The following is a 16,409-nucleotide window of genomic DNA, read 5'->3' as shown; positions in this document are numbered from 1 at the left end:
ATGAAAACTGTCAGACCGTGTGTGTTCGAGACGAACTCGTCATCGACACACTCATTAACCATGGTTGCCGCATCTCGATGGGATGACTTCGAGAACGGCAAAGGCATGTACAGCACTGAACACGAGGACTTGTTCTCCGCGTCCGATCTGTACAAGATGTTCCTCGAAGGCGACCAAGACGGCGATTTCAACAGTGAAGAGTACGAGAAGTACCTCGCGGAGAACCACACCGAAAAGCTGACTGCCGAGGAATTCGAGTTCGTTATCCAGAATTACAAGGTAGCGCGGCAATGCTACTCACACGACCGATACCAGCTTACTGAAAGCTTCAAAAAAGAGATTACAGACAAGTTTGGCGAGAACACTCACCTCAATCGCGAAGTGTTCGAACTTATTGGTCAATGGCTGTCCGACAACGGAATGCAGACTTGCGATGAATGGAAGGACGATGACGAGAAGGAATGGTTCTCCTATGAACAAACGATCGAAGGCGTGAATGTCGTAGCCTTCGGCAAATATGGTTGGGGTTAACATGAAAACCATCAGAACGAATGTATTCGAGACAAACTCTTCCGCGACCCACGCGATCTGCATCACGGATCCGGAGACCTACGAAGCCTACAAGGCTGGCAAATACGTGTACAGTGGCGGAAAGCTCATTTCGGCAGAAGAACTGTTCGAAAAGTTCCGCGACGACAGCTATTCTACCTGGAGCGACTACCTTCAATGGTGCGAAGAGCACAACCGTCAGCCGATGGACGTTGCCGCCTTCTCTGAAGTTATCCGCATCATCGCTACCGACGACTGGGACAAGAAGAGCGAAGAGACCGACTACGTGTCCGACTGGCTCCGCGACGAAAGCTTCCAGCCGTTCAACCGTCTTGGCTTCGACGAGTACGAGACTTTCGAGAAGCGCACTACCATCAAGGGCACCGAAGTCGTCGCGTTCGGCTACTATGGCGGATGCTAAGGGGTTTGTATGAAGACTGTACGACTTGGTACTTTCGAGACGAACTCCTCGTCTACCCATGCGATGTGCATGTGTACCGTAGCTGACTACGAGAAGTTCCAGAACATGGAGCTGTTCTTGCATTGGGAAACCTTGCAGACTGCGGAAGAACTCTATGAACAGTTCATCTCGATCTATCAGAGAGACCGTTCTACTTGGGGCGCGGCTCTGGAGAACTACTTCAACAAGAAGCTCTGTGGGCAGATTCCTTCGTTCGAGACTTACAAGAAAGCTCTTATGGGTACTGGCGAATGGAGCTATGTAGACGAGGATTGCCGTGCTGATTACACTGACGAGGAATGGGTCATTGCCAACATCCGCCAGTCGTTCATCAGCGACTCCATCGGCAACGTGCATAACTACTACATTTCTGACCATTACCACTACGAGACATTCTATGACTCGCTGAACGGCGTAGTGGCGTTCGGATACTTCGGAAACCAATAATGCGCACTGTAAGACCAAATACCTTCGAGACGAACTCCTCGTCGGCACACTGCTTTGTGTGCGCCGACAACGAGGCGTTCGCCCGTTTTGTCAATGGCGAGCTGTTTGCCGACGGATTCGGCTACAAGGGCCGACATGACGCGACGCTGATCGACGCAGATACGGCGTACATCGGATACGACAAGTACTTCCTCAACCATGTACTAGGTTGTCAGAAAGACTCCGTAGAACTGAGCAAGGAGACCGTGCTCTGGTTCCTTCGCCATCCGAAGGAGATCGAGCCGTTCTACGACGGTTCTCTCGACGGCAAGTACGTCGTGGACGAAATGCCGCAGCGCGTCAAGGATGAGTGTGAATCCAACTACTGGGGCGTATCCAACCTCATCTGCTGGATGGAACAGGAGGATGCTCCGATCTCCTATGCGACACTCGTTGAAGAAACAAGTAATTTTGAGCACGGATTCGACGACTACGACAGCGAGCCTCCGACCGAGAAGGACGGCAAGACGAGCTGTTATGCCGTCTGGTATTACTAGAGGAATCGATGCTGATATTGTTATTTATCCTATATGCAGTAGGACTTTCGGCTGAAGTGTTGCTGATACACTTGGTCGCAAAGCGCGTGTTTGGCATCGATATCCCAAAGATCGTGAATGACGTTATTAAAGACATGTTAAACGACCTTTGCGATAACTTTGAACAATCAGAAAACAACCAGAGAGATAACAAATGACACGTGGAAAACTTGTGTACATAGACGAAGAAGGCAACGTATTCGTCTCCAACGAATTCAACGGCGACATGTACTATGAAAAAGGAAGCATAGGCCAGACCTACGCGAAAGCCTTCGAGAAGATGCCGCACCACTTGGGCATCGCCGCAATGTCGTCGTGGTTGTACAAGCTCCAGTCTCCTATCCATAAATACGATGCAGACGAAGTGCGCTTCATCCATGTCGGCGACAACAAGATCGACCTGACTCGCGACACCTACTTCAAATTCTGGTTCTCCGACTATCTGTACATCAGAAACGACGCGAAGACCTTCACCATTACCAACCGAGCTGGTGAACAAGCCGTACTTCCGGAAAACTCTATCTCGATTTACTGCTTCGGCGTGTACGAGGATTGTATAAACATTAGCAATCAGCCTACAACCGAGGACGACGTGATCGACTCTACAGCAGCAACCGAAGAACACCGCCAGCAAGTAGCCAGGAACATCCAGCACTTCTGCAACAAGATTACCTTCAGGGCGGCGGCACACGACTTGTCGAAGCTCCAACAGCCAGAGAAGGCTGGATTTGACCGTGCCACGCTGAAACTCAAGGACATGACCTACGGCTCCCCAGAGTACGCCAAGTCTCTCGAAGAGCTGTCGGAGACCCTTGAGCACCATTACGCCCACAACGACCACCATCCGCAGTTCTACAAGAACGGCGTGGCCGGGATGAACCTCTACGCCCTCGTGGAAATGTACGAGGACTGGAAGGCCGCTGGTAAGCGCAACAAGGACGGCAACATCGTCAAGTCCGTTGAACTGAACAAGGACAAGTTCTGCCTCGACGAACAGCTGTATTCAATCCTTATGAATACGGCGAAGATGGACTTGGAAGAGGAAAATAGCCACAAATAGCTATTTCCCTCTTGACAAAACGAGGTGAATAGTATATATTGTTTGCAATATGATGAACATTTTGCTAAATTTGCCTCGTGATCCGAACGACTGGTCGTTCTTCCGTGGGCCGTCACTGGCCGACGACGAATACCCAGTCGAGGATATTTCATCCAACGAGGTAAACGATGAATCTGCTACTAGCGATACCAGCAAGAGGTCAGAATAAGTATCTGGCCGAAATGAAGGCCGCTATACATGCGATGTCGGTGAAGCCGTGTCACGTACTGTACATGGCCGATCGACCGACTGTTAAGGAAATCGTGGAAGCGCGGACGATTATCGGTCACGACCCGCTTATCGAATACTATCCAATCTGCCAGAAACCAGACTATGTAGGCCGTCCGACGATGACCCACGGAGTCGATTGGTTCCTCACCGGACATGTGAGGAACTGCGCCGTTGACTACATCATCAAGCACGGCGACATCGACGCCGTCGTGTTCATAGATGGCGACTGCATACCGGAGCCAGACTTGATAAAGTCCCACATGGCGGTGCTTGACAGCAAGGAGCCGAAGGTATCGGTAGGCAAGCGCAAGGAAGTGATGTACAACTGGCAAGACCAGAGGGACACTGCCGAAAGCAGCTGCAACATATTCCACGACGTACCTACCGAAGTCTTGTACGAGGCCATGTTCGTCGACTCCGGCGTAGTATGGACTTGCAACTTCGGCATGAACGTAGCCGCGCTCGGATATCTTAGACAACTTAACGCTACCTTGTACGGAAGAGAGGAAACCTTCTCCAGCGAGTTCCTTGGGACGTGGGGCGGCGAGGACGGCTTTATCGGCCTTGAGTGCTACTACACTGGCGTCCCAGTCATCGCGCTCGAAAACGGCAACAACGGCATCCGCCACAAGTACCATCTGCGCAACGAGGACAAGTACAACCACACTGCGTTCATCCAGTTCCTTGAGGATCATCGTGAACAGCTCCTGTACTTGCTCGACCTATACAACATGAACGTGCGCAACTGCGGATACATACCAAGAGAGGAACTGATCGAACTCGGTTACGACGTCGACCAGCATAAACTAGGTTAATATGTTTTTCAATATCAACAAAGTGGGCGACTGGCTCGGAAGCCGTCTCGCCAAGCAAGCGGCTGACCTTACGAACGAAGACCTTCAGGACATGACGAAGGATCAGCTAATTACTGCCGTCAAGGAACTCCAAGCGGTCACTAAGAAGCAAGAGACGCAGCTCAAGAGGAAGTCCGACCAGCTCTTCAACTTGTTCGTCCGACTGAAGTTCTAGGGATAAACTGCTGTCAACTCCAAAAGGACAGATATGCCCAACAAATGGCTTAATTGCGCTATTCCCGGTGTCGCCTTGACCACGTGCATCGGTTCAGTCTATTGCTGGTCACAGTTTGCCGCTAACTTGATGGAAGCCTTCGCACTGACGAGGTTCCAGACGGATATCGGCTTCATGCTCATCATCTTCTTTCTCGGCATGTGTGCCGCAGCATTTGGACAAGTCATCGAGAAGAATCCGCGCATGGGCGCATGGCTCTCGACGGTTGTCTTCATCACTGGCTTCATGATGCTGGGAACTGCGGTCGCCGTCGGATCGGTTCCGGCCTTCTATATCTCGACTGCGGTAATCGGCGCTGGAACCGGAATCGGCTACGTCACGCCAGTAAAGACGCTGATGGCGTTCTTCAGCGACCACAAGGGACTCGCGTCCGGACTTGCGATCACTGGCTTCGGCCTTGCGAAGTTCATCGCGTCGCCAGTCATTGAATGGCTGCTCGCCAATGTCAGCTTGCCCAACATGTTCTTCATAATGGGCGGCATCTACGCCGTTGTGATGTTTGTATCTTCGTTGCTGCTGCGCAAGTACCCTTATCCTTTGTCCGAAACGACGTACGACAACGGCTTCCGTTATTCGTACATCTTGAAGAACAAGGAATGGTGGTCGATATGGTTCATGTTCATGACCAACATATCGTGCGGCTTGGCGATCATATCCCAAGAGAAGGGACTGCTTACCGCGCTCGGTATCTCTGCCATCGCGATGGTGCTGTCCGGGACTGCCTTGTCCAACGCTGGCGGACGTCTAGGATTCTCGTCCATTTCGGACAAAATAGGAAGGAAGGCAGCATACCACTTTGTATGTAGCTTCGGTATCTTGGGTGCGGTGTTCTGCATCACCGGAAGTCCTATGTTGTCCGTAATCGGCATACTTCTGTGCGAGGCCGCCTACGGCGGAAACTTCAGCGTGTTGCCTAGCTTGCTGGCGAAGCGCTTCGGAATGAGCAACGCATCGCGTGTACACTCGATCACATTGACTGGCTGGAGCATCGGCGGAATCGTCGGCCCACTTCTCGCCAATACGTTCACTGGCAACTCTCTGTACATCGTTCTTGCAGTGCTCTACTTCATCGCGTTCACCGTCATGGAAATGAACGTGAAAAAGTAAACTAAATTTTACACAATTATACCACACACCGACTAGCCAAGGCTGGTCGGTTTTACTATATTTTCGGACATGGAAAATATGTCTATGAATTACGTTAAGTCCGGATCGACCTACACGCCGATCGGCAGCCTCCGAGAAGTTACGAACGTTCTCGAACCCCATGTCTATCAGATCGTCATGCCGCCAATGTCTGGCCCCAAGCTCGAAATTGTCGACAACATCGATCTTTCCATTCCCAAGAAGGTCTACGGCAAGGTTCCGTCCCAAGTGGACAAGTGCTTCGCCGCATACGACCGCCGTCCGCGCAACACTGGCGTCCTCTTGTCCGGTGAACGCGGCATGGGAAAGACCTTGTTCATCCGTATCGCCATGAACGAAGCGCTCAAGCGCGACATTCCGGTGATCGTCCTCAGCCGTACGAAGGCTCTCGAAGCCTATGTCGGACTCATCAACAGCATCACGCAGCCCGTGCTCGTGGTGATGGACGAGTTCGAGAAGAACTTCGACACCGACGACAAGAGCGAAGACCAAGGCACCTTCCTCTCGATGCTCGACGGCCTCGGCTCCAGCCAGAAGCGCATGTTCATCGCATCGGTCAACTACCGCCACAAGATTTCCCAGTTCATGATCAACCGTCCTGGCCGCTTCTACTACCACTTCGAGTTCAAGCCGCTGTCCGACGTGGAAATGATCGAGTACTTGACGAACGAGACCAAGGGTGTCGACCAGAAGTCCATCAAGTACGCCGTGCAGATCATGCAGAACTACCCGATCAACTACGACGGCCTTTCCGCCATCGCGGATGAACTCAACGCTGGTCTCGACATCAACGAAACCTTGCGCGACTTGAACCTCGACCGTATCGGTGTATCTGCTCTGCAGTGCAGCGTGAACATCAACGGATACGACTACTCCGGTACGCTCAACATGAGCATCGACTCTCTCCAGTCAAGAGAAACCGTCGGCATCGACATGCGCAGCGTGAAGTACGTCGGCTCGAATTCCAAGCTCAAGCCGTCCACCAAGGGCTTCATCGGAAACGAAATCTCTGTCTATCTCTCCGCAATCAAGATGACCATGGACGAGACTGGCATCGTGCGCTTGAACGTGGACGAAAGCCTCGACTACATCTACTTGGAAGAGAACATTCCGCATCCGACCAAGAAGGGCGACACGATCTGCTACCTTCACATGAAGGACATCAAGAGCGTGTCGGAAATCAGCATCCGTCCGAAGCCGATCCGTTCGGCTCCGATGTACCTCACTGTCTAAGGAGTGACTATGTCCAAGTGGCTTTACCGCCTTGAAGCGGTTGACGAGAACAACGGCCTCTGGTACAACTCGAAGAACGAGTATGTCTGGGGCTGCAAGGACTGTAAGGGCGAGGCGAAGAACTTGCCGATGGGGTACGACCCTCGTTACCACATCGACGGCAAGAACTGGTTCTCCTCTTGCTCGAACGTGGAAGACCTTCTCCACTGGTACTCCAAGGAGGACGCCATATTCCTCCTCGAACACGGATTCGTGTTCACGAAGTATCTGGCGAAGGACTACCACGAGTTCGAGCTGGAAACGGTCTTCCTGAAGGAAACCGCCGAAGCGCGTGAAGTCATCGACTTCATCTCGCTGTTTGGTTGACATACGTCGAGAAATAAACTAATTTGCAACTCAGAAGGCACAACTATGTCCAATCGAGTTGCATTTTTTGTTTTGGCCGCCATTTTGATCGGCTTCTTTGGGTTCAGCGCTTATGCACTGTTCACCTACAACGATCCGGAATACTTGATCGGCATACCTGGGTGCGTCTTGCTGGGCGCTATCCTATGCGACTGGCTCTGCGACAAGTTGGACAACCTATGAGGCGGAAATGAAGTTCACGCTTAAATCGTACAGAGACCTCGGTAGGTGCAGCATGGGCACCTTACTAGACGAGTTCGATACCGAGAAGGACAAGGTTATCGAAAACGGAAAGGAAGTCCCTATCCGTTCAGTCGAGGACTTGTTCCCCTACCTATGGCAGTCTCCCGGCATCGCCTTCCATTCCGAGGGCAAGAACGTATCCGAGTTCTGGTGCAAGGGAACACACTGGCACCACGACTTCGACGGCTGCATCCCCGCATACGAGAAGCAAATCAAGCGGCTTGAGAAGAAGGTCGAAAAGGCTACAGACCCAAAGAAGAAGGAACATTACCAGAACGAGCTGTCGTTCTGCAAGGAACAGATCGTCCACCTCAAGGCCATGATCGAACGGATGGACAACGAAATGGAGCAGCTGAAAAAGAAGCTGATCAAGGAGAACTCGTGACCCAGTTCCTAGTTACGATTTACCGCAAGGCTTTTACAGACAAGCTTTCCCTCGTCAACTTTCCGTTGACCCATGCCATGTGTGACAAGAACGACTACGAGAACCTTGACGGCAGCGACGTGCTCGTGATGCTCCAAGTGCGCTACGGAAAGCTCATGTCCGTCGCCATCTACCAAGAGGACGCGGAGGATTCCATCCGGGTGTTCTCGTTCGAGGTCACTTCGGACTGCCACCTTCTCGACTTCGGCACCAACGCCATGAACGAACTCAAGAAGGGTTATAAATACATAACCTTGAACAGCTTGCCGGAAAGCAAGATATTCTACGAGAAGCAAGGGTTCGAGCCTAACGGAGAGAACTCCTACATCTGGAGACGCCATGATACGAGACCTTACTTTCTTTAACACCGTCGAGGACTTGGAACAGCTCACCGGGCTGTCCAGAAACGAGCTGTGGGAACACGGCGCTAACCTCGACGACTGGGATTACGGCTTCTGTTGTTCGCAACAGCTCCACAAGGAAGTCACCGAGGAGAAGGAGAAGTACGAGATCGACCCTTGGGACGAGCCAGCCGAAGACGGCAAGTATTACAAGACGTACAAAACGTACGACTACGACGACCCTACATACCAGCTGATGCAGAGCGCCGAGAACTACTGCGTCGGATGGCACCACTTCACCGTAGACGGAAAGCACTACTACACGGTACACCACTCATGACCTCCCACGAACTAGCACACAAACTATTGGAACAGCCGGACATTGAAGTCCGCTGTCTTGGAAACACCGAGGAATTCGGTGTAGAGGAAGTAGGCGACTGGAAAGGAGAGTTTGTCTACATAGCAATCCACCACTGCGAGGTTGACTGATGTTTACGAAGCATTTAGTTACTAAAGAACTTGTCGATAAGGCGCACGAAATGTTCGCCGTCATCTTCCCCGACGAACACTTGTACGACGAGGACGGCGGCGTAATGAAGAGCTGCTTCAGCGAGTCTTGTTCCGACGACCACGACCCTAATGACCTATGGCATTACTATCTGTGGAACTACAGCACTCCAGAGAATCCCATGGGTTCCTTTATCGGTATGTCCGGAATTTATACGGAAGCCATCGACCCTGAAAGCGCTTGGCTGGGCTGGCTTGGCGTATTGCCGGAATACCGTAGGGAAAGGTTCGCCACACGCATGCTCAACGCATTTACCGAGGAATGTAGGCAGCGTGGGTTCAAGTACGCTCGTATCTATACAAACGAAGGGAACGTACCAGCGCGTGAATGCTACAAGTTTAACGGATTTACTGAAGAGAAGTACAACGGCCCGACTCCAGACTATGTTCTGACCGGAGGCCCGATCTACATCTACTCGAAGTCGCTCTATCCGCAGTACGAATGTCCGCCATGGAACGACCGTAAATTAGATTTTTAGTAAAAATTAAATTTTCAGTTAAATACCAGTTGACAAGACTGGCATTTTTTGCTATATTTAGGTGCATGAATAAGTTATACATCCTCATGCATCGCGAAATGCAGTTCTCTGGGAAGGGCGACCCAGACCACTGGAACGAAGCCGTCATCGCCCAGTCCACTGACAAGTCCTTCATCGACAAGATCGTCAAGGACAACAACCTCGCACTCGGCGACATCAATGACATCTGGGACTTCAACCACAAGTACTTCGTCAAGGAAATGGACATTCCGTTCATCAACGAGTACGCCTTCGACCTTTATCACCTCAAGAAGCCGGAATAATGGACATTGTATTTGCTTTCAAGATACGCCTTGCTGTCGGCATCGTCGTTTTCGTTCTGGGCATCCTCTACTGTCTGTGGATGTCCAGGCGAGTTCCGTTTGGCGGCGAGGTAGTGGTGTTGTTGTCGATCATTATGTTCATTCCGCTTGGTATGTTCATTCACGACTTGTACTCGTTGTACGACATGGATGTCGCGGCGAAATACGTCATGGAACACAAGCCGGACTGCTACGACTCGTCCGACAAGTGCATGAGCAAGCGACTCGACTGGTATAGGGATTCCGTCAGGTACATCGTGCCGAACGACGCTTACAAGAAGTTCCACACGGATTCCCTCAAGCACGAATTACTCAAATACGAAGGTAAGAAATGAATTACCTAGACAAGCGCACAATCGAACAATTTGCGATAATCAAGTCGTGGTCGGTTAACGAATACCCCAACCAAGGGCGGTATGAGCAACTGGTAGATGCTGCGGTCAAAGCGAAGCGCAACAAGACGCACCACCATCTCGATACGGACTATTCCGAAGAAGAGCGGAAGCTCATGGATATCTTCTATCTCATGATCTTGGACGACAAGTCGTTCAGCGACGAGCCGACTCCTTCACGCGGATACTTTAAAACGGCTGACGATTTTGCCGTCGAGGCGTTCTACCGACAAGGCTACTTGCGGTTCAGACTGTCCGTCGGCTGCGGATCCTACATGACGTGCGAATACGTCCGTACGGTTCCCAAGAAGCTGCCAGTGTATTCTTGTAACCACTTGTTCGAAATCATCGACATCAAGTACGACGTATTCAAGAAACATGTGGAAGCGATCGAGAAGAAGGCCAAGGATGCGCAAGCTCGCAAAGACGAACTGCAGAAGACGCTTTCCGCAGTCGATACGGCGAACACGTTGATGTCAATCTTCGGCCTTCACTTGGACGAAGCTTCCGAGCAGAAGGTTGTCGAATGGCGAAAAGAACTTGAACAAGTAAAGAAGGAGATGTAAAATGAATATTGTATTCGTCTTAGTCATGTTAATGTATAATGGCGGAATCAACACCGACTTGACATTCAATACGCTTCAGCAGTGCGAGACCGTCGCCGCACAAGCGAAAAAGAACGGCGTCTACCGATCTTTCTGCGTTGAAAAGCAAGTGCCGAATGAGAAGAAGAAAAGGCTGAACTGCAAGATCGAGAACCGTACTGACTACTATAACGGACACTCTGGCTACAATAAAAACTTGGAAGGCTATCCGTATCCTGTAGGCATCAGCTGCGTAGAGGAATAGTATGGAAGAAAAGCAGAAAACCTTTGACCAGATGACCGAGCACGAGCTGCTGCAAGTCGCTGAATGGCATGCCCAAGCCATGCAGCACAGCGGCATCATCAGCGAGGACACTTTGGCGGAACGCCGTAGGATTTCCCAACAAGACGCCGAAGCGTACGGCGAACGTTGGAATCGAGGCGAACTTGACCTTTACAAGAATCTGCAGTACCTACGTAGCTTCGCAAACCAAATGGCCACACTTCGTAAGAAGCACATCATCCACTTGTTTAATGCACCAGACTGGTACACCAAGGTTAACGTCCGAGTGACCGACGAATTCACCCTAGAGCCCGACGACAAGATGTATGACGACTTCGAGGCCGTTCGGAAGGAATGCTCCGACCGTATCAGTAAAATGATATTCCGAACCTCACCATTACGCACCATATTCTAACATGAAAAACAAACCAACAAGCAAACATCACAAGAGACGCCGCAACAAGCGCATCTTCATCACTCTGGAATCACTCATCCTCGTGGCACTCGTATGCCTCGTGTGCTTCTTCGCCGGAGAAGCGTCAACAAAGTTCGACGCCATCGAGAACCACTTGGCGCAGAACCAAGTCTACACTGACTCGATGGTGTCTCGTCTGGACAGTCTGGACAACCATGTGTCTGCTCTCCACGAAATCACAGAGACTAACCGTTCTCGATCCAAGCAGATCGCCATCGGCGCAAACATCATCCGTCACGCAAGAAGGGATATCGACCTCAAGTACGCCGCCAGACTGGCAAGCATACTCTACGAGGAGTCCGAGTTCAACTCGTCAGTCGAGTACGCCTTCCTTCTCGCGATGGTCGAGTCCGAGTCAAAGTTCAACAAGGACGTGGTGTCCCCTGCTGGTGCCATCGGACTTGGCCAGCTGATGCCGAAGACTGCCGAGGCAATGGCCAGACATGCCGGAATGAAATTCGACCTTACCTTGCTTACCGATCCTCGGTACAACATAAAGCTTTCCGTCCAGTACCTCTCGAAGCTGTACAAGCAGTTCCAGAACAACGTACTTGTAGCAGCCGCGTACAACGGTGGCCCCGGCGGTGCGATGAAGTACCAGAAGTGGATCGAAGGCGAACTCGAAAAGGACGATGTACACAAGGAAACCGTGGCCTACGTCGAGACGGTCATGCAACGTTATTATTCGTATAGGGCGATGCTGCAATGATGGAATGGCGAATAAAGAAAGTGAAACAGCCTAACGGCGAAGTCTGGTTCATTCCCCAGTACCGCAAGTTCTTGTTCTTCTGGCGCAGCATTACCGCCATCGAGCACTTGCGATACGTGTTCAATCCGTTCTTCGAGGAGGCCAGGCATATCGACAACCAGTTCTGCTTGAAGGAACCGTTCGACGGCTACACCTACTTCTTTACCGAAGCCGAGGCAATGCGTACTGCGGAACTGTATGAACGCGGAAAGCTGTTGAAAAATGAATAGGAATTTGCTATATTCTACTCTGATTTGAACGAGGTTTGATATGGCCAATACAGATAACTGGGCTGCCGTCAAGGAAGCCATCGAAGCGTGTGACAACGAAAACGAACTGCGCGAACTTCGCCAGTGTGCCGACAGCCGTCTGCAGAAAGTCAAGAACGAACATGCCGTAAGCAAGCGCGACGACTTTGTCACCAAGTACAAGGGTAAGTACATCCTCATGTACGGCAAGAACTACACTCGTATCAGCTCGTTCGACAACTTCCACAAGACGACGATCGTTCTGGTGGAAGACGTCTTGTCCGTAAGCTACGACTTCATGTATGTGTGCGGAAAGCGTCTTGAAATCGATTACAGCTGCACTACGTACGACGCTCGTCTGGCCGACATCAACGAGGACAATACTGGCAACGTCAAGATTACCAATTCGAACGAAGAAGACTACCGCGTCGACTTCAGCGAAATCAGCGCTATCGTCGACTCCGCCAAGGTCGAAGAGATCAAGCAGAATGCCTTGGTGAACGTGAGCAAGCTGCTGGAAGGCTGGGGCGCATGATATTCTACTTCATTAGGCATGCGCCCACTGCGGCTAACTTCACCGGATCCATGGTAAACGGCTACGACAATGCCGATATCGTATCCATGGAGAAGCCAGCAGACTGGGAAGAACGTATCGGCAAGTTCGTACCGAGGTATCCCGGCATGCCTATCTTCTGTTCTCCAGCAAAGCGTTGTCGGCAGACCGCACAGATGCTATTCGGCGACGTGGAGAACGTGGAAATCATCGAGAACGACTTGTTCCGTGAATTCGACTGCGCCGGACTGGGTAGCCGAAAGTTCTGGGAAATCGACGAAGCGGAGTTCAATGCTTGCGTTAACGTTACCAATACCGACATGATCAACCGTGCGATGGAAATCTTGCACGGATTCGGTAGGCAGCTGGAACGTGATTTCGGTATGCACCGCTGCGTAGTCGTTTCGCATGGCATGCTGATCCGTTACCTTTACCACTTCATGACTGGCAACATGGACATAACTCCGTTCGACGTGATTCGTTCGAAAGGGTTCAAGTTTGCTAACTTGGACTTGCTGCAGATCGTAGACGAACCCGGCTACAAGTGTGTCCGAGACTATCACTTCAAACCTCCAGTGGAGCACAAGTAATGTTTTTATCTTATTTCTTGGTAATTTTTTGCGGCATAATGGCGTTTATCGGCATGGCTGCGGCATTTTCAGCATTCGAGGTCGGCGAAAACGACTTGGGCACTGGGATGTCGATATTGTTCGCTGTCATGGTGATTGCGGAAGTGTCTCTATGGGCTAGCTGGGATAGCCGCTTGATGGATGCTGCCAGCGCATTTTTCGAGACACGAGAAAAGGTGTACAAGTGCGAAAACTTGTCTCCTGAAGTGTGCAAGTACAAGAAACTTATTTGGCAAAAGGACTCAACTATATGGCAAACCAGACTGAACGAAATAATCAGCGAGTAGGAATACAAACAACTTCTATGCGTTGGCGCGTATGCTTTCTCAAGACCAAGGGATGGTCTTGTGGTGCAGAATTGGAAGACACTGAGTCATTCACTTCTCGCGACGCCGCAGTCAAGTTCGCTAACGACTTGGGACGTGCTGATTTCCGAGCAAAGTATTTTGGCGACTCGAATACGACCGCAGCGAACATCCGTATCGTCGAAGTCGGCGAGTACGAGAAGGAAGTCCCTTGGGACGAATGGTGCGAACTGAGCAAGAGCATTGACGAGACCATTAAGGAACTCGATGCACAAAATCAGCCCAAACCGTGGTACAAGGTTTGGTACAAGCTCCACGCTGGCGGATCCGTCAAAGATGTGTCGTTCGAATGCAAGACGCTCGACGAAGCGAAGAAGGAAGCCAACCGTATCGTCAAGGAGAATCGCTGCTATGCCATGTCGCTGGCCTATTGCGGCTATCTGAAGACGGATGTCCGCATCCAGACATATTGTCCGGAATGCCACGACACGATGTTTCTTCCCACAGAATCGTGGATTGAAACGCCAGAGAAGTTCGTCGTGCCGAGCGAATACCAGAACTCAAGCATGACGTTCTTGGTCGAGCATTCTCGTGTACCGAAGCCTACGAATTTCCATGACGAAGCCAGTCCCATGTTCGTAACGGACAAGTTCACCACGTTCGACCAAGCGCGTAATTTCGCCATGCATCTGCTCAACGGCGACGGCCCAGCCTATGTGATTGAGACTGGAAAGACGCACTGGTTCTTCAACATCAACATCTATGCTGTCGAAAACAATCGCCGTACCCTCGTCCCGCAAGACAAGTGGTGCGATGATGCCGATGCGGAAGCAAATAACTTGGGTGGAATCCTCGCGTACTGCTCCGAGGTCGCTGGAATCAAGGGCGAACGCGATATCCTCCGCGAAGAACTGAATAGGACAAAGGCTGAACTCGATTCGCTTAAATCCGCAATCAGAAACTGCATCAAGGACATTTCCGGACACATCAACTACGAAGTGGAGTTGATGAATAAATTGGTAGGAGACGATAACCATGGAAATAATGCTTAACGGACAACTTGTTACGTGTACTCCGGACGAGTACGCTAGGCTTGTCCAGCTTGGACTCATTCCGAACGCGCAGAAAGCTGGCACCGACATCAAGGTCACGCCGACGCCGAAACTTCCTGACGACATCGTCAAGCTTCCAGAAGACAACTTTCCGCAGTATCCCAAGATCGGCGACACTCAAGACTGGCTCCGTAACGGAACGCATGTAGTGGCCCTCTATGGTTGTACTGTGGAGCACCACACGCTGGGTAGCGAACCACTGACATTCCCAGTAACCCAGAAGCCGGATACTTTGGAAGTGTCCACGCAAGCCTACAAGGCGACTAGTACGCACTATGTACTCAAGAAGGTTGGCGAGGACAAGTGGTGGTCGTCGCAAGCGTACCAGTATCTGTGCGACGATATCGGCAACGCATACATCTACACCAGCAAGGAATACGCCGAAGAAGCCAAAAAGAATCTGCAAGACCGATTCGGCGACTTCGAAATCCAAGCAGTTGAAAGGTAATTATGGCAGAGCTCAAACAAACTAAAGCAGTCGATCCAAACATGAAGCCGGAGCTCGACGAATTCGACCATCCGATCCATTGGGTGTCCAAGGTGTTCCCCAGTCTCCACATCGGGGACTATGTCGAAAACTGGGCACACTACTGGAAGACGGATAAGGGTCTTTGGGACGTAGAAATCTACAAGACCAAGTACGAGGACGGCCACATCATCGAATGGCCTCGCAAGCACGTCACGGACGCTGAGCTGGCCGAAGCCGCCGCCAACATGGCCGCAAAAATGATCGCCGAGTCCAAGCCGCTGGATCCGGAAGACCAGAAAATTTTGAACGACAACATTTGGGACTTAACCTAAAGGAGCTATCATGAATCAACCGAAATCTTTCCGCAAGAAACCCGTTTCCGTCATGGCCATCATCTGGACTGGTGATAACTTTGACGCCGTCAAGGCATTCGCTGGCGACAGTGCCCACTTGAAGGGCGGCCAGCTCATCATCGGAACCCTCGAAGACGGCGAAGGCGAAGTGAAGGCCGAACATGTCGCTACCGTCGGCGACTACGTTATCCGTGGCGTGGAAGGCGAATTCTACTTCTGCAAGCCGCACATCTTCCTCAAGACCTACGAAGAGGATACCTAATGTCCGAAACGCATCCGCTCAACCTCTACTTGAAGATCCAGGAACTCCGCGACCGCCGTACCATGCTTGAAAGCATAGTTCTCGTTGCGATCAATGACTTGCTGCAGATCAGCGATGACGATGCCAAGTTCGAGTTCAATGTCTTTACCGATGTCATCGGCGACGACTTGACGATGTCCATGTCGTTCCGCACGAAGAATGGTCGCGCAAACGAATGGATGCACATTCCGTGTAGCGCCATCAACGACTACTACAACGGCAAAAAGGACGAGGCCATGGAGCGCATGAAAACACAGCGCGACTGGTTGCATAACTATCTCGACAAGCGAGCGAAGGAAGGCTAGTC

Annotated in this window: 31 protein-coding genes; all 31 read left to right on the top strand. The window is 51.2% G+C overall.

The window, feature by feature from the left end; all coding sequences use genetic code 11:
- A complete protein-coding gene (locus tag ACJMM9_RS08440; protein WP_405325717.1) occupies positions 1 to 531 on the top strand; it encodes a hypothetical protein in 531 nt (176 codons plus the stop codon).
- 1 nt (position 532) lies between these two features.
- Positions 533 to 970 carry a hypothetical protein gene (locus ACJMM9_RS08435; protein ID WP_405325715.1) on the top strand — a complete coding sequence of 146 codons (438 nt, stop codon included), beginning with the start codon at positions 533 to 535 and terminating at the stop codon, positions 968 to 970.
- 9 nt (positions 971 to 979) lie between these two features.
- Positions 980 to 1,456 (top strand): hypothetical protein, encoded by a 477-nt coding sequence (locus ACJMM9_RS08430; protein WP_405325713.1) that lies wholly within the window; start codon positions 980 to 982, stop codon positions 1,454 to 1,456.
- Complete coding sequence (locus tag ACJMM9_RS08425) at positions 1,456 to 1,992, top strand: hypothetical protein (RefSeq protein ID WP_405325711.1); 537 nt, start codon at positions 1,456 to 1,458, stop codon at positions 1,990 to 1,992. Before ACJMM9_RS08430 ends, ACJMM9_RS08425 begins: the two co-directional genes overlap by 1 nt.
- Positions 1,993 to 2,185: 193 nt before the next feature.
- Positions 2,186 to 3,091 carry a DUF5662 family protein gene (locus tag ACJMM9_RS08420; protein ID WP_405325709.1) on the top strand — a complete coding sequence of 302 codons (906 nt, stop codon included), beginning with the start codon at positions 2,186 to 2,188 and terminating at the stop codon, positions 3,089 to 3,091.
- Between the two features lie 49 nt (positions 3,092 to 3,140).
- Complete coding sequence (locus tag ACJMM9_RS08415; RefSeq protein WP_405325707.1) at positions 3,141 to 3,299, top strand: hypothetical protein; 159 nt, start codon at positions 3,141 to 3,143, stop codon at positions 3,297 to 3,299.
- On the top strand, positions 3,259 to 4,176 hold the full coding sequence (locus ACJMM9_RS08410) for a hypothetical protein (protein ID WP_405325705.1): 918 nt from the start codon (positions 3,259 to 3,261) through the stop codon (positions 4,174 to 4,176). Before ACJMM9_RS08415 ends, ACJMM9_RS08410 begins: the two co-directional genes overlap by 41 nt.
- A gap of 1 nt (position 4,177) precedes the next feature.
- Positions 4,178 to 4,390, top strand: coding sequence for a hypothetical protein (locus ACJMM9_RS08405; protein ID WP_405325703.1), 213 nt, complete (start codon positions 4,178 to 4,180; stop codon positions 4,388 to 4,390).
- A 33-nt stretch (positions 4,391 to 4,423) separates the two neighbouring features.
- Positions 4,424 to 5,557, top strand: coding sequence for an MFS transporter (locus ACJMM9_RS08400; RefSeq protein ID WP_405325701.1), 1,134 nt, complete (start codon positions 4,424 to 4,426; stop codon positions 5,555 to 5,557).
- 84 nt (positions 5,558 to 5,641) lie between these two features.
- Positions 5,642 to 6,829: an AAA family ATPase gene (locus ACJMM9_RS08395; RefSeq protein ID WP_405325699.1), complete on the top strand. Its 1,188-nt coding sequence runs from the start codon at positions 5,642 to 5,644 to the stop codon at positions 6,827 to 6,829.
- Between the two features lie 9 nt (positions 6,830 to 6,838).
- Positions 6,839 to 7,195 carry a hypothetical protein gene (locus ACJMM9_RS08390; RefSeq protein ID WP_405325697.1) on the top strand — a complete coding sequence of 119 codons (357 nt, stop codon included), beginning with the start codon at positions 6,839 to 6,841 and terminating at the stop codon, positions 7,193 to 7,195.
- A 45-nt stretch (positions 7,196 to 7,240) separates the two neighbouring features.
- Positions 7,241 to 7,417, top strand: a complete 177-nt coding sequence (locus ACJMM9_RS08385) for a hypothetical protein (RefSeq protein ID WP_405325696.1) — start codon at positions 7,241 to 7,243, stop codon at positions 7,415 to 7,417.
- A gap of 7 nt (positions 7,418 to 7,424) precedes the next feature.
- Positions 7,425 to 7,862, top strand: a complete 438-nt coding sequence (locus ACJMM9_RS08380; RefSeq protein ID WP_405325694.1) for a hypothetical protein — start codon at positions 7,425 to 7,427, stop codon at positions 7,860 to 7,862.
- Positions 7,859 to 8,266: a hypothetical protein gene (locus tag ACJMM9_RS08375; protein WP_405325692.1), complete on the top strand. Its 408-nt coding sequence runs from the start codon at positions 7,859 to 7,861 to the stop codon at positions 8,264 to 8,266. Before ACJMM9_RS08380 ends, ACJMM9_RS08375 begins: the two co-directional genes overlap by 4 nt.
- The gene (locus ACJMM9_RS08370) at positions 8,241 to 8,582 is read left to right on the top strand and encodes a hypothetical protein (RefSeq protein WP_405325690.1); all 342 of its coding nucleotides are present in this window, start codon (positions 8,241 to 8,243) and stop codon (positions 8,580 to 8,582) included. The genes ACJMM9_RS08375 and ACJMM9_RS08370 overlap by 26 nt, the downstream gene beginning before the upstream one ends.
- 148 nt (positions 8,583 to 8,730) lie before the next feature.
- Positions 8,731 to 9,288 carry a GNAT family N-acetyltransferase gene (locus tag ACJMM9_RS08365; protein ID WP_405325688.1) on the top strand — a complete coding sequence of 186 codons (558 nt, stop codon included), beginning with the start codon at positions 8,731 to 8,733 and terminating at the stop codon, positions 9,286 to 9,288.
- Positions 9,289 to 9,353: 65 nt separating this feature from the next.
- Positions 9,354 to 9,611: a hypothetical protein gene (locus ACJMM9_RS08360; protein ID WP_405325686.1), complete on the top strand. Its 258-nt coding sequence runs from the start codon at positions 9,354 to 9,356 to the stop codon at positions 9,609 to 9,611.
- On the top strand, positions 9,611 to 9,985 hold the full coding sequence (locus tag ACJMM9_RS08355; RefSeq protein WP_405325684.1) for a hypothetical protein: 375 nt from the start codon (positions 9,611 to 9,613) through the stop codon (positions 9,983 to 9,985). Before ACJMM9_RS08360 ends, ACJMM9_RS08355 begins: the two co-directional genes overlap by 1 nt.
- On the top strand, positions 9,982 to 10,608 hold the full coding sequence (locus ACJMM9_RS08350; RefSeq protein ID WP_405325682.1) for a hypothetical protein: 627 nt from the start codon (positions 9,982 to 9,984) through the stop codon (positions 10,606 to 10,608). The genes ACJMM9_RS08355 and ACJMM9_RS08350 overlap by 4 nt, the downstream gene beginning before the upstream one ends.
- A gap of 1 nt (position 10,609) precedes the next feature.
- Positions 10,610 to 10,891 (top strand): hypothetical protein, encoded by a 282-nt coding sequence (locus tag ACJMM9_RS08345; RefSeq protein WP_405325680.1) that lies wholly within the window; start codon positions 10,610 to 10,612, stop codon positions 10,889 to 10,891.
- A gap of 1 nt (position 10,892) precedes the next feature.
- Positions 10,893 to 11,324, top strand: coding sequence for a hypothetical protein (locus ACJMM9_RS08340; RefSeq protein WP_405325678.1), 432 nt, complete (start codon positions 10,893 to 10,895; stop codon positions 11,322 to 11,324).
- Position 11,325: 1 nt separating this feature from the next.
- Complete coding sequence (locus ACJMM9_RS08335; RefSeq protein ID WP_405325676.1) at positions 11,326 to 12,093, top strand: lytic transglycosylase domain-containing protein; 768 nt, start codon at positions 11,326 to 11,328, stop codon at positions 12,091 to 12,093.
- Between the two features lie 20 nt (positions 12,094 to 12,113).
- On the top strand, positions 12,114 to 12,362 hold the full coding sequence (locus ACJMM9_RS08330; protein WP_405325674.1) for a hypothetical protein: 249 nt from the start codon (positions 12,114 to 12,116) through the stop codon (positions 12,360 to 12,362).
- 40 nt (positions 12,363 to 12,402) lie between these two features.
- Positions 12,403 to 12,915: a hypothetical protein gene (locus ACJMM9_RS08325; protein ID WP_405325672.1), complete on the top strand. Its 513-nt coding sequence runs from the start codon at positions 12,403 to 12,405 to the stop codon at positions 12,913 to 12,915.
- Complete coding sequence (locus ACJMM9_RS08320; RefSeq protein WP_405325670.1) at positions 12,912 to 13,523, top strand: histidine phosphatase family protein; 612 nt, start codon at positions 12,912 to 12,914, stop codon at positions 13,521 to 13,523. Before ACJMM9_RS08325 ends, ACJMM9_RS08320 begins: the two co-directional genes overlap by 4 nt.
- Positions 13,523 to 13,849 carry a hypothetical protein gene (locus tag ACJMM9_RS08315; protein ID WP_405325668.1) on the top strand — a complete coding sequence of 109 codons (327 nt, stop codon included), beginning with the start codon at positions 13,523 to 13,525 and terminating at the stop codon, positions 13,847 to 13,849. Before ACJMM9_RS08320 ends, ACJMM9_RS08315 begins: the two co-directional genes overlap by 1 nt.
- A gap of 17 nt (positions 13,850 to 13,866) precedes the next feature.
- Entirely contained in the window at positions 13,867 to 14,919 is a 1,053-nt protein-coding gene (locus ACJMM9_RS08310; protein WP_405325666.1) for a hypothetical protein, read from the top strand.
- Complete coding sequence (locus ACJMM9_RS08305) at positions 14,903 to 15,427, top strand: hypothetical protein (protein WP_405325664.1); 525 nt, start codon at positions 14,903 to 14,905, stop codon at positions 15,425 to 15,427. Before ACJMM9_RS08310 ends, ACJMM9_RS08305 begins: the two co-directional genes overlap by 17 nt.
- A gap of 2 nt (positions 15,428 to 15,429) precedes the next feature.
- The gene (locus ACJMM9_RS08300) at positions 15,430 to 15,780 is read left to right on the top strand and encodes a hypothetical protein (RefSeq protein WP_405325662.1); all 351 of its coding nucleotides are present in this window, start codon (positions 15,430 to 15,432) and stop codon (positions 15,778 to 15,780) included.
- A gap of 10 nt (positions 15,781 to 15,790) precedes the next feature.
- Positions 15,791 to 16,063, top strand: coding sequence for a hypothetical protein (locus ACJMM9_RS08295; protein WP_405325660.1), 273 nt, complete (start codon positions 15,791 to 15,793; stop codon positions 16,061 to 16,063).
- Positions 16,063 to 16,407, top strand: coding sequence for a hypothetical protein (locus ACJMM9_RS08290; protein ID WP_405325658.1), 345 nt, complete (start codon positions 16,063 to 16,065; stop codon positions 16,405 to 16,407). The genes ACJMM9_RS08295 and ACJMM9_RS08290 overlap by 1 nt, the downstream gene beginning before the upstream one ends.
- The last annotated feature ends 2 nt before the right edge of the window (positions 16,408 to 16,409 follow it).

The sequence above is a fragment of the Fibrobacter sp. genome (assembly GCF_045112255.1).
Lineage (GTDB): Bacteria > Fibrobacterota > Fibrobacteria > Fibrobacterales > Fibrobacteraceae > Fibrobacter.
This window is presented reverse-complemented; position numbering and strand designations above follow the sequence as displayed.

Bases quoted from the DNA above. Each gene is read 5' to 3' on its own strand.
- ACJMM9_RS08440 (WP_405325717.1), top strand. From the start codon at position 1: ATGAAAACTGTCAGACCGTGTGTGTTCGAGACGAACTCGTCATCGACA.
- ACJMM9_RS08435 (WP_405325715.1), top strand. From the start codon at position 533: ATGAAAACCATCAGAACGAATGTATTCGAGACAAACTCTTCCGCGACC.
- ACJMM9_RS08430 (WP_405325713.1), top strand. From the start codon at position 980: ATGAAGACTGTACGACTTGGTACTTTCGAGACGAACTCCTCGTCTACC.
- ACJMM9_RS08425 (WP_405325711.1), top strand. From the start codon at position 1,456: ATGCGCACTGTAAGACCAAATACCTTCGAGACGAACTCCTCGTCGGCA.
- ACJMM9_RS08420 (WP_405325709.1), top strand. From the start codon at position 2,186: ATGACACGTGGAAAACTTGTGTACATAGACGAAGAAGGCAACGTATTC.
- ACJMM9_RS08415 (WP_405325707.1), top strand. From the start codon at position 3,141: ATGATGAACATTTTGCTAAATTTGCCTCGTGATCCGAACGACTGGTCG.
- ACJMM9_RS08410 (WP_405325705.1), top strand. From the start codon at position 3,259: ATGAATCTGCTACTAGCGATACCAGCAAGAGGTCAGAATAAGTATCTG.
- ACJMM9_RS08405 (WP_405325703.1), top strand. From the start codon at position 4,178: ATGTTTTTCAATATCAACAAAGTGGGCGACTGGCTCGGAAGCCGTCTC.
- ACJMM9_RS08400 (WP_405325701.1), top strand. From the start codon at position 4,424: ATGCCCAACAAATGGCTTAATTGCGCTATTCCCGGTGTCGCCTTGACC.
- ACJMM9_RS08395 (WP_405325699.1), top strand. From the start codon at position 5,642: ATGAATTACGTTAAGTCCGGATCGACCTACACGCCGATCGGCAGCCTC.
- ACJMM9_RS08390 (WP_405325697.1), top strand. From the start codon at position 6,839: ATGTCCAAGTGGCTTTACCGCCTTGAAGCGGTTGACGAGAACAACGGC.
- ACJMM9_RS08385 (WP_405325696.1), top strand. From the start codon at position 7,241: ATGTCCAATCGAGTTGCATTTTTTGTTTTGGCCGCCATTTTGATCGGC.
- ACJMM9_RS08380 (WP_405325694.1), top strand. From the start codon at position 7,425: ATGAAGTTCACGCTTAAATCGTACAGAGACCTCGGTAGGTGCAGCATG.
- ACJMM9_RS08370 (WP_405325690.1), top strand. From the start codon at position 8,241: ATGATACGAGACCTTACTTTCTTTAACACCGTCGAGGACTTGGAACAG.
- ACJMM9_RS08365 (WP_405325688.1), top strand. From the start codon at position 8,731: ATGTTTACGAAGCATTTAGTTACTAAAGAACTTGTCGATAAGGCGCAC.
- ACJMM9_RS08360 (WP_405325686.1), top strand. From the start codon at position 9,354: ATGAATAAGTTATACATCCTCATGCATCGCGAAATGCAGTTCTCTGGG.
- ACJMM9_RS08355 (WP_405325684.1), top strand. From the start codon at position 9,611: ATGGACATTGTATTTGCTTTCAAGATACGCCTTGCTGTCGGCATCGTC.
- ACJMM9_RS08350 (WP_405325682.1), top strand. From the start codon at position 9,982: ATGAATTACCTAGACAAGCGCACAATCGAACAATTTGCGATAATCAAG.
- ACJMM9_RS08345 (WP_405325680.1), top strand. From the start codon at position 10,610: ATGAATATTGTATTCGTCTTAGTCATGTTAATGTATAATGGCGGAATC.
- ACJMM9_RS08340 (WP_405325678.1), top strand. From the start codon at position 10,893: ATGGAAGAAAAGCAGAAAACCTTTGACCAGATGACCGAGCACGAGCTG.
- ACJMM9_RS08335 (WP_405325676.1), top strand. From the start codon at position 11,326: ATGAAAAACAAACCAACAAGCAAACATCACAAGAGACGCCGCAACAAG.
- ACJMM9_RS08325 (WP_405325672.1), top strand. From the start codon at position 12,403: ATGGCCAATACAGATAACTGGGCTGCCGTCAAGGAAGCCATCGAAGCG.
- ACJMM9_RS08320 (WP_405325670.1), top strand. From the start codon at position 12,912: ATGATATTCTACTTCATTAGGCATGCGCCCACTGCGGCTAACTTCACC.
- ACJMM9_RS08315 (WP_405325668.1), top strand. From the start codon at position 13,523: ATGTTTTTATCTTATTTCTTGGTAATTTTTTGCGGCATAATGGCGTTT.
- ACJMM9_RS08310 (WP_405325666.1), top strand. From the start codon at position 13,867: ATGCGTTGGCGCGTATGCTTTCTCAAGACCAAGGGATGGTCTTGTGGT.
- ACJMM9_RS08305 (WP_405325664.1), top strand. From the start codon at position 14,903: ATGGAAATAATGCTTAACGGACAACTTGTTACGTGTACTCCGGACGAG.
- ACJMM9_RS08300 (WP_405325662.1), top strand. From the start codon at position 15,430: ATGGCAGAGCTCAAACAAACTAAAGCAGTCGATCCAAACATGAAGCCG.
- ACJMM9_RS08295 (WP_405325660.1), top strand. From the start codon at position 15,791: ATGAATCAACCGAAATCTTTCCGCAAGAAACCCGTTTCCGTCATGGCC.
- ACJMM9_RS08290 (WP_405325658.1), top strand. From the start codon at position 16,063: ATGTCCGAAACGCATCCGCTCAACCTCTACTTGAAGATCCAGGAACTC.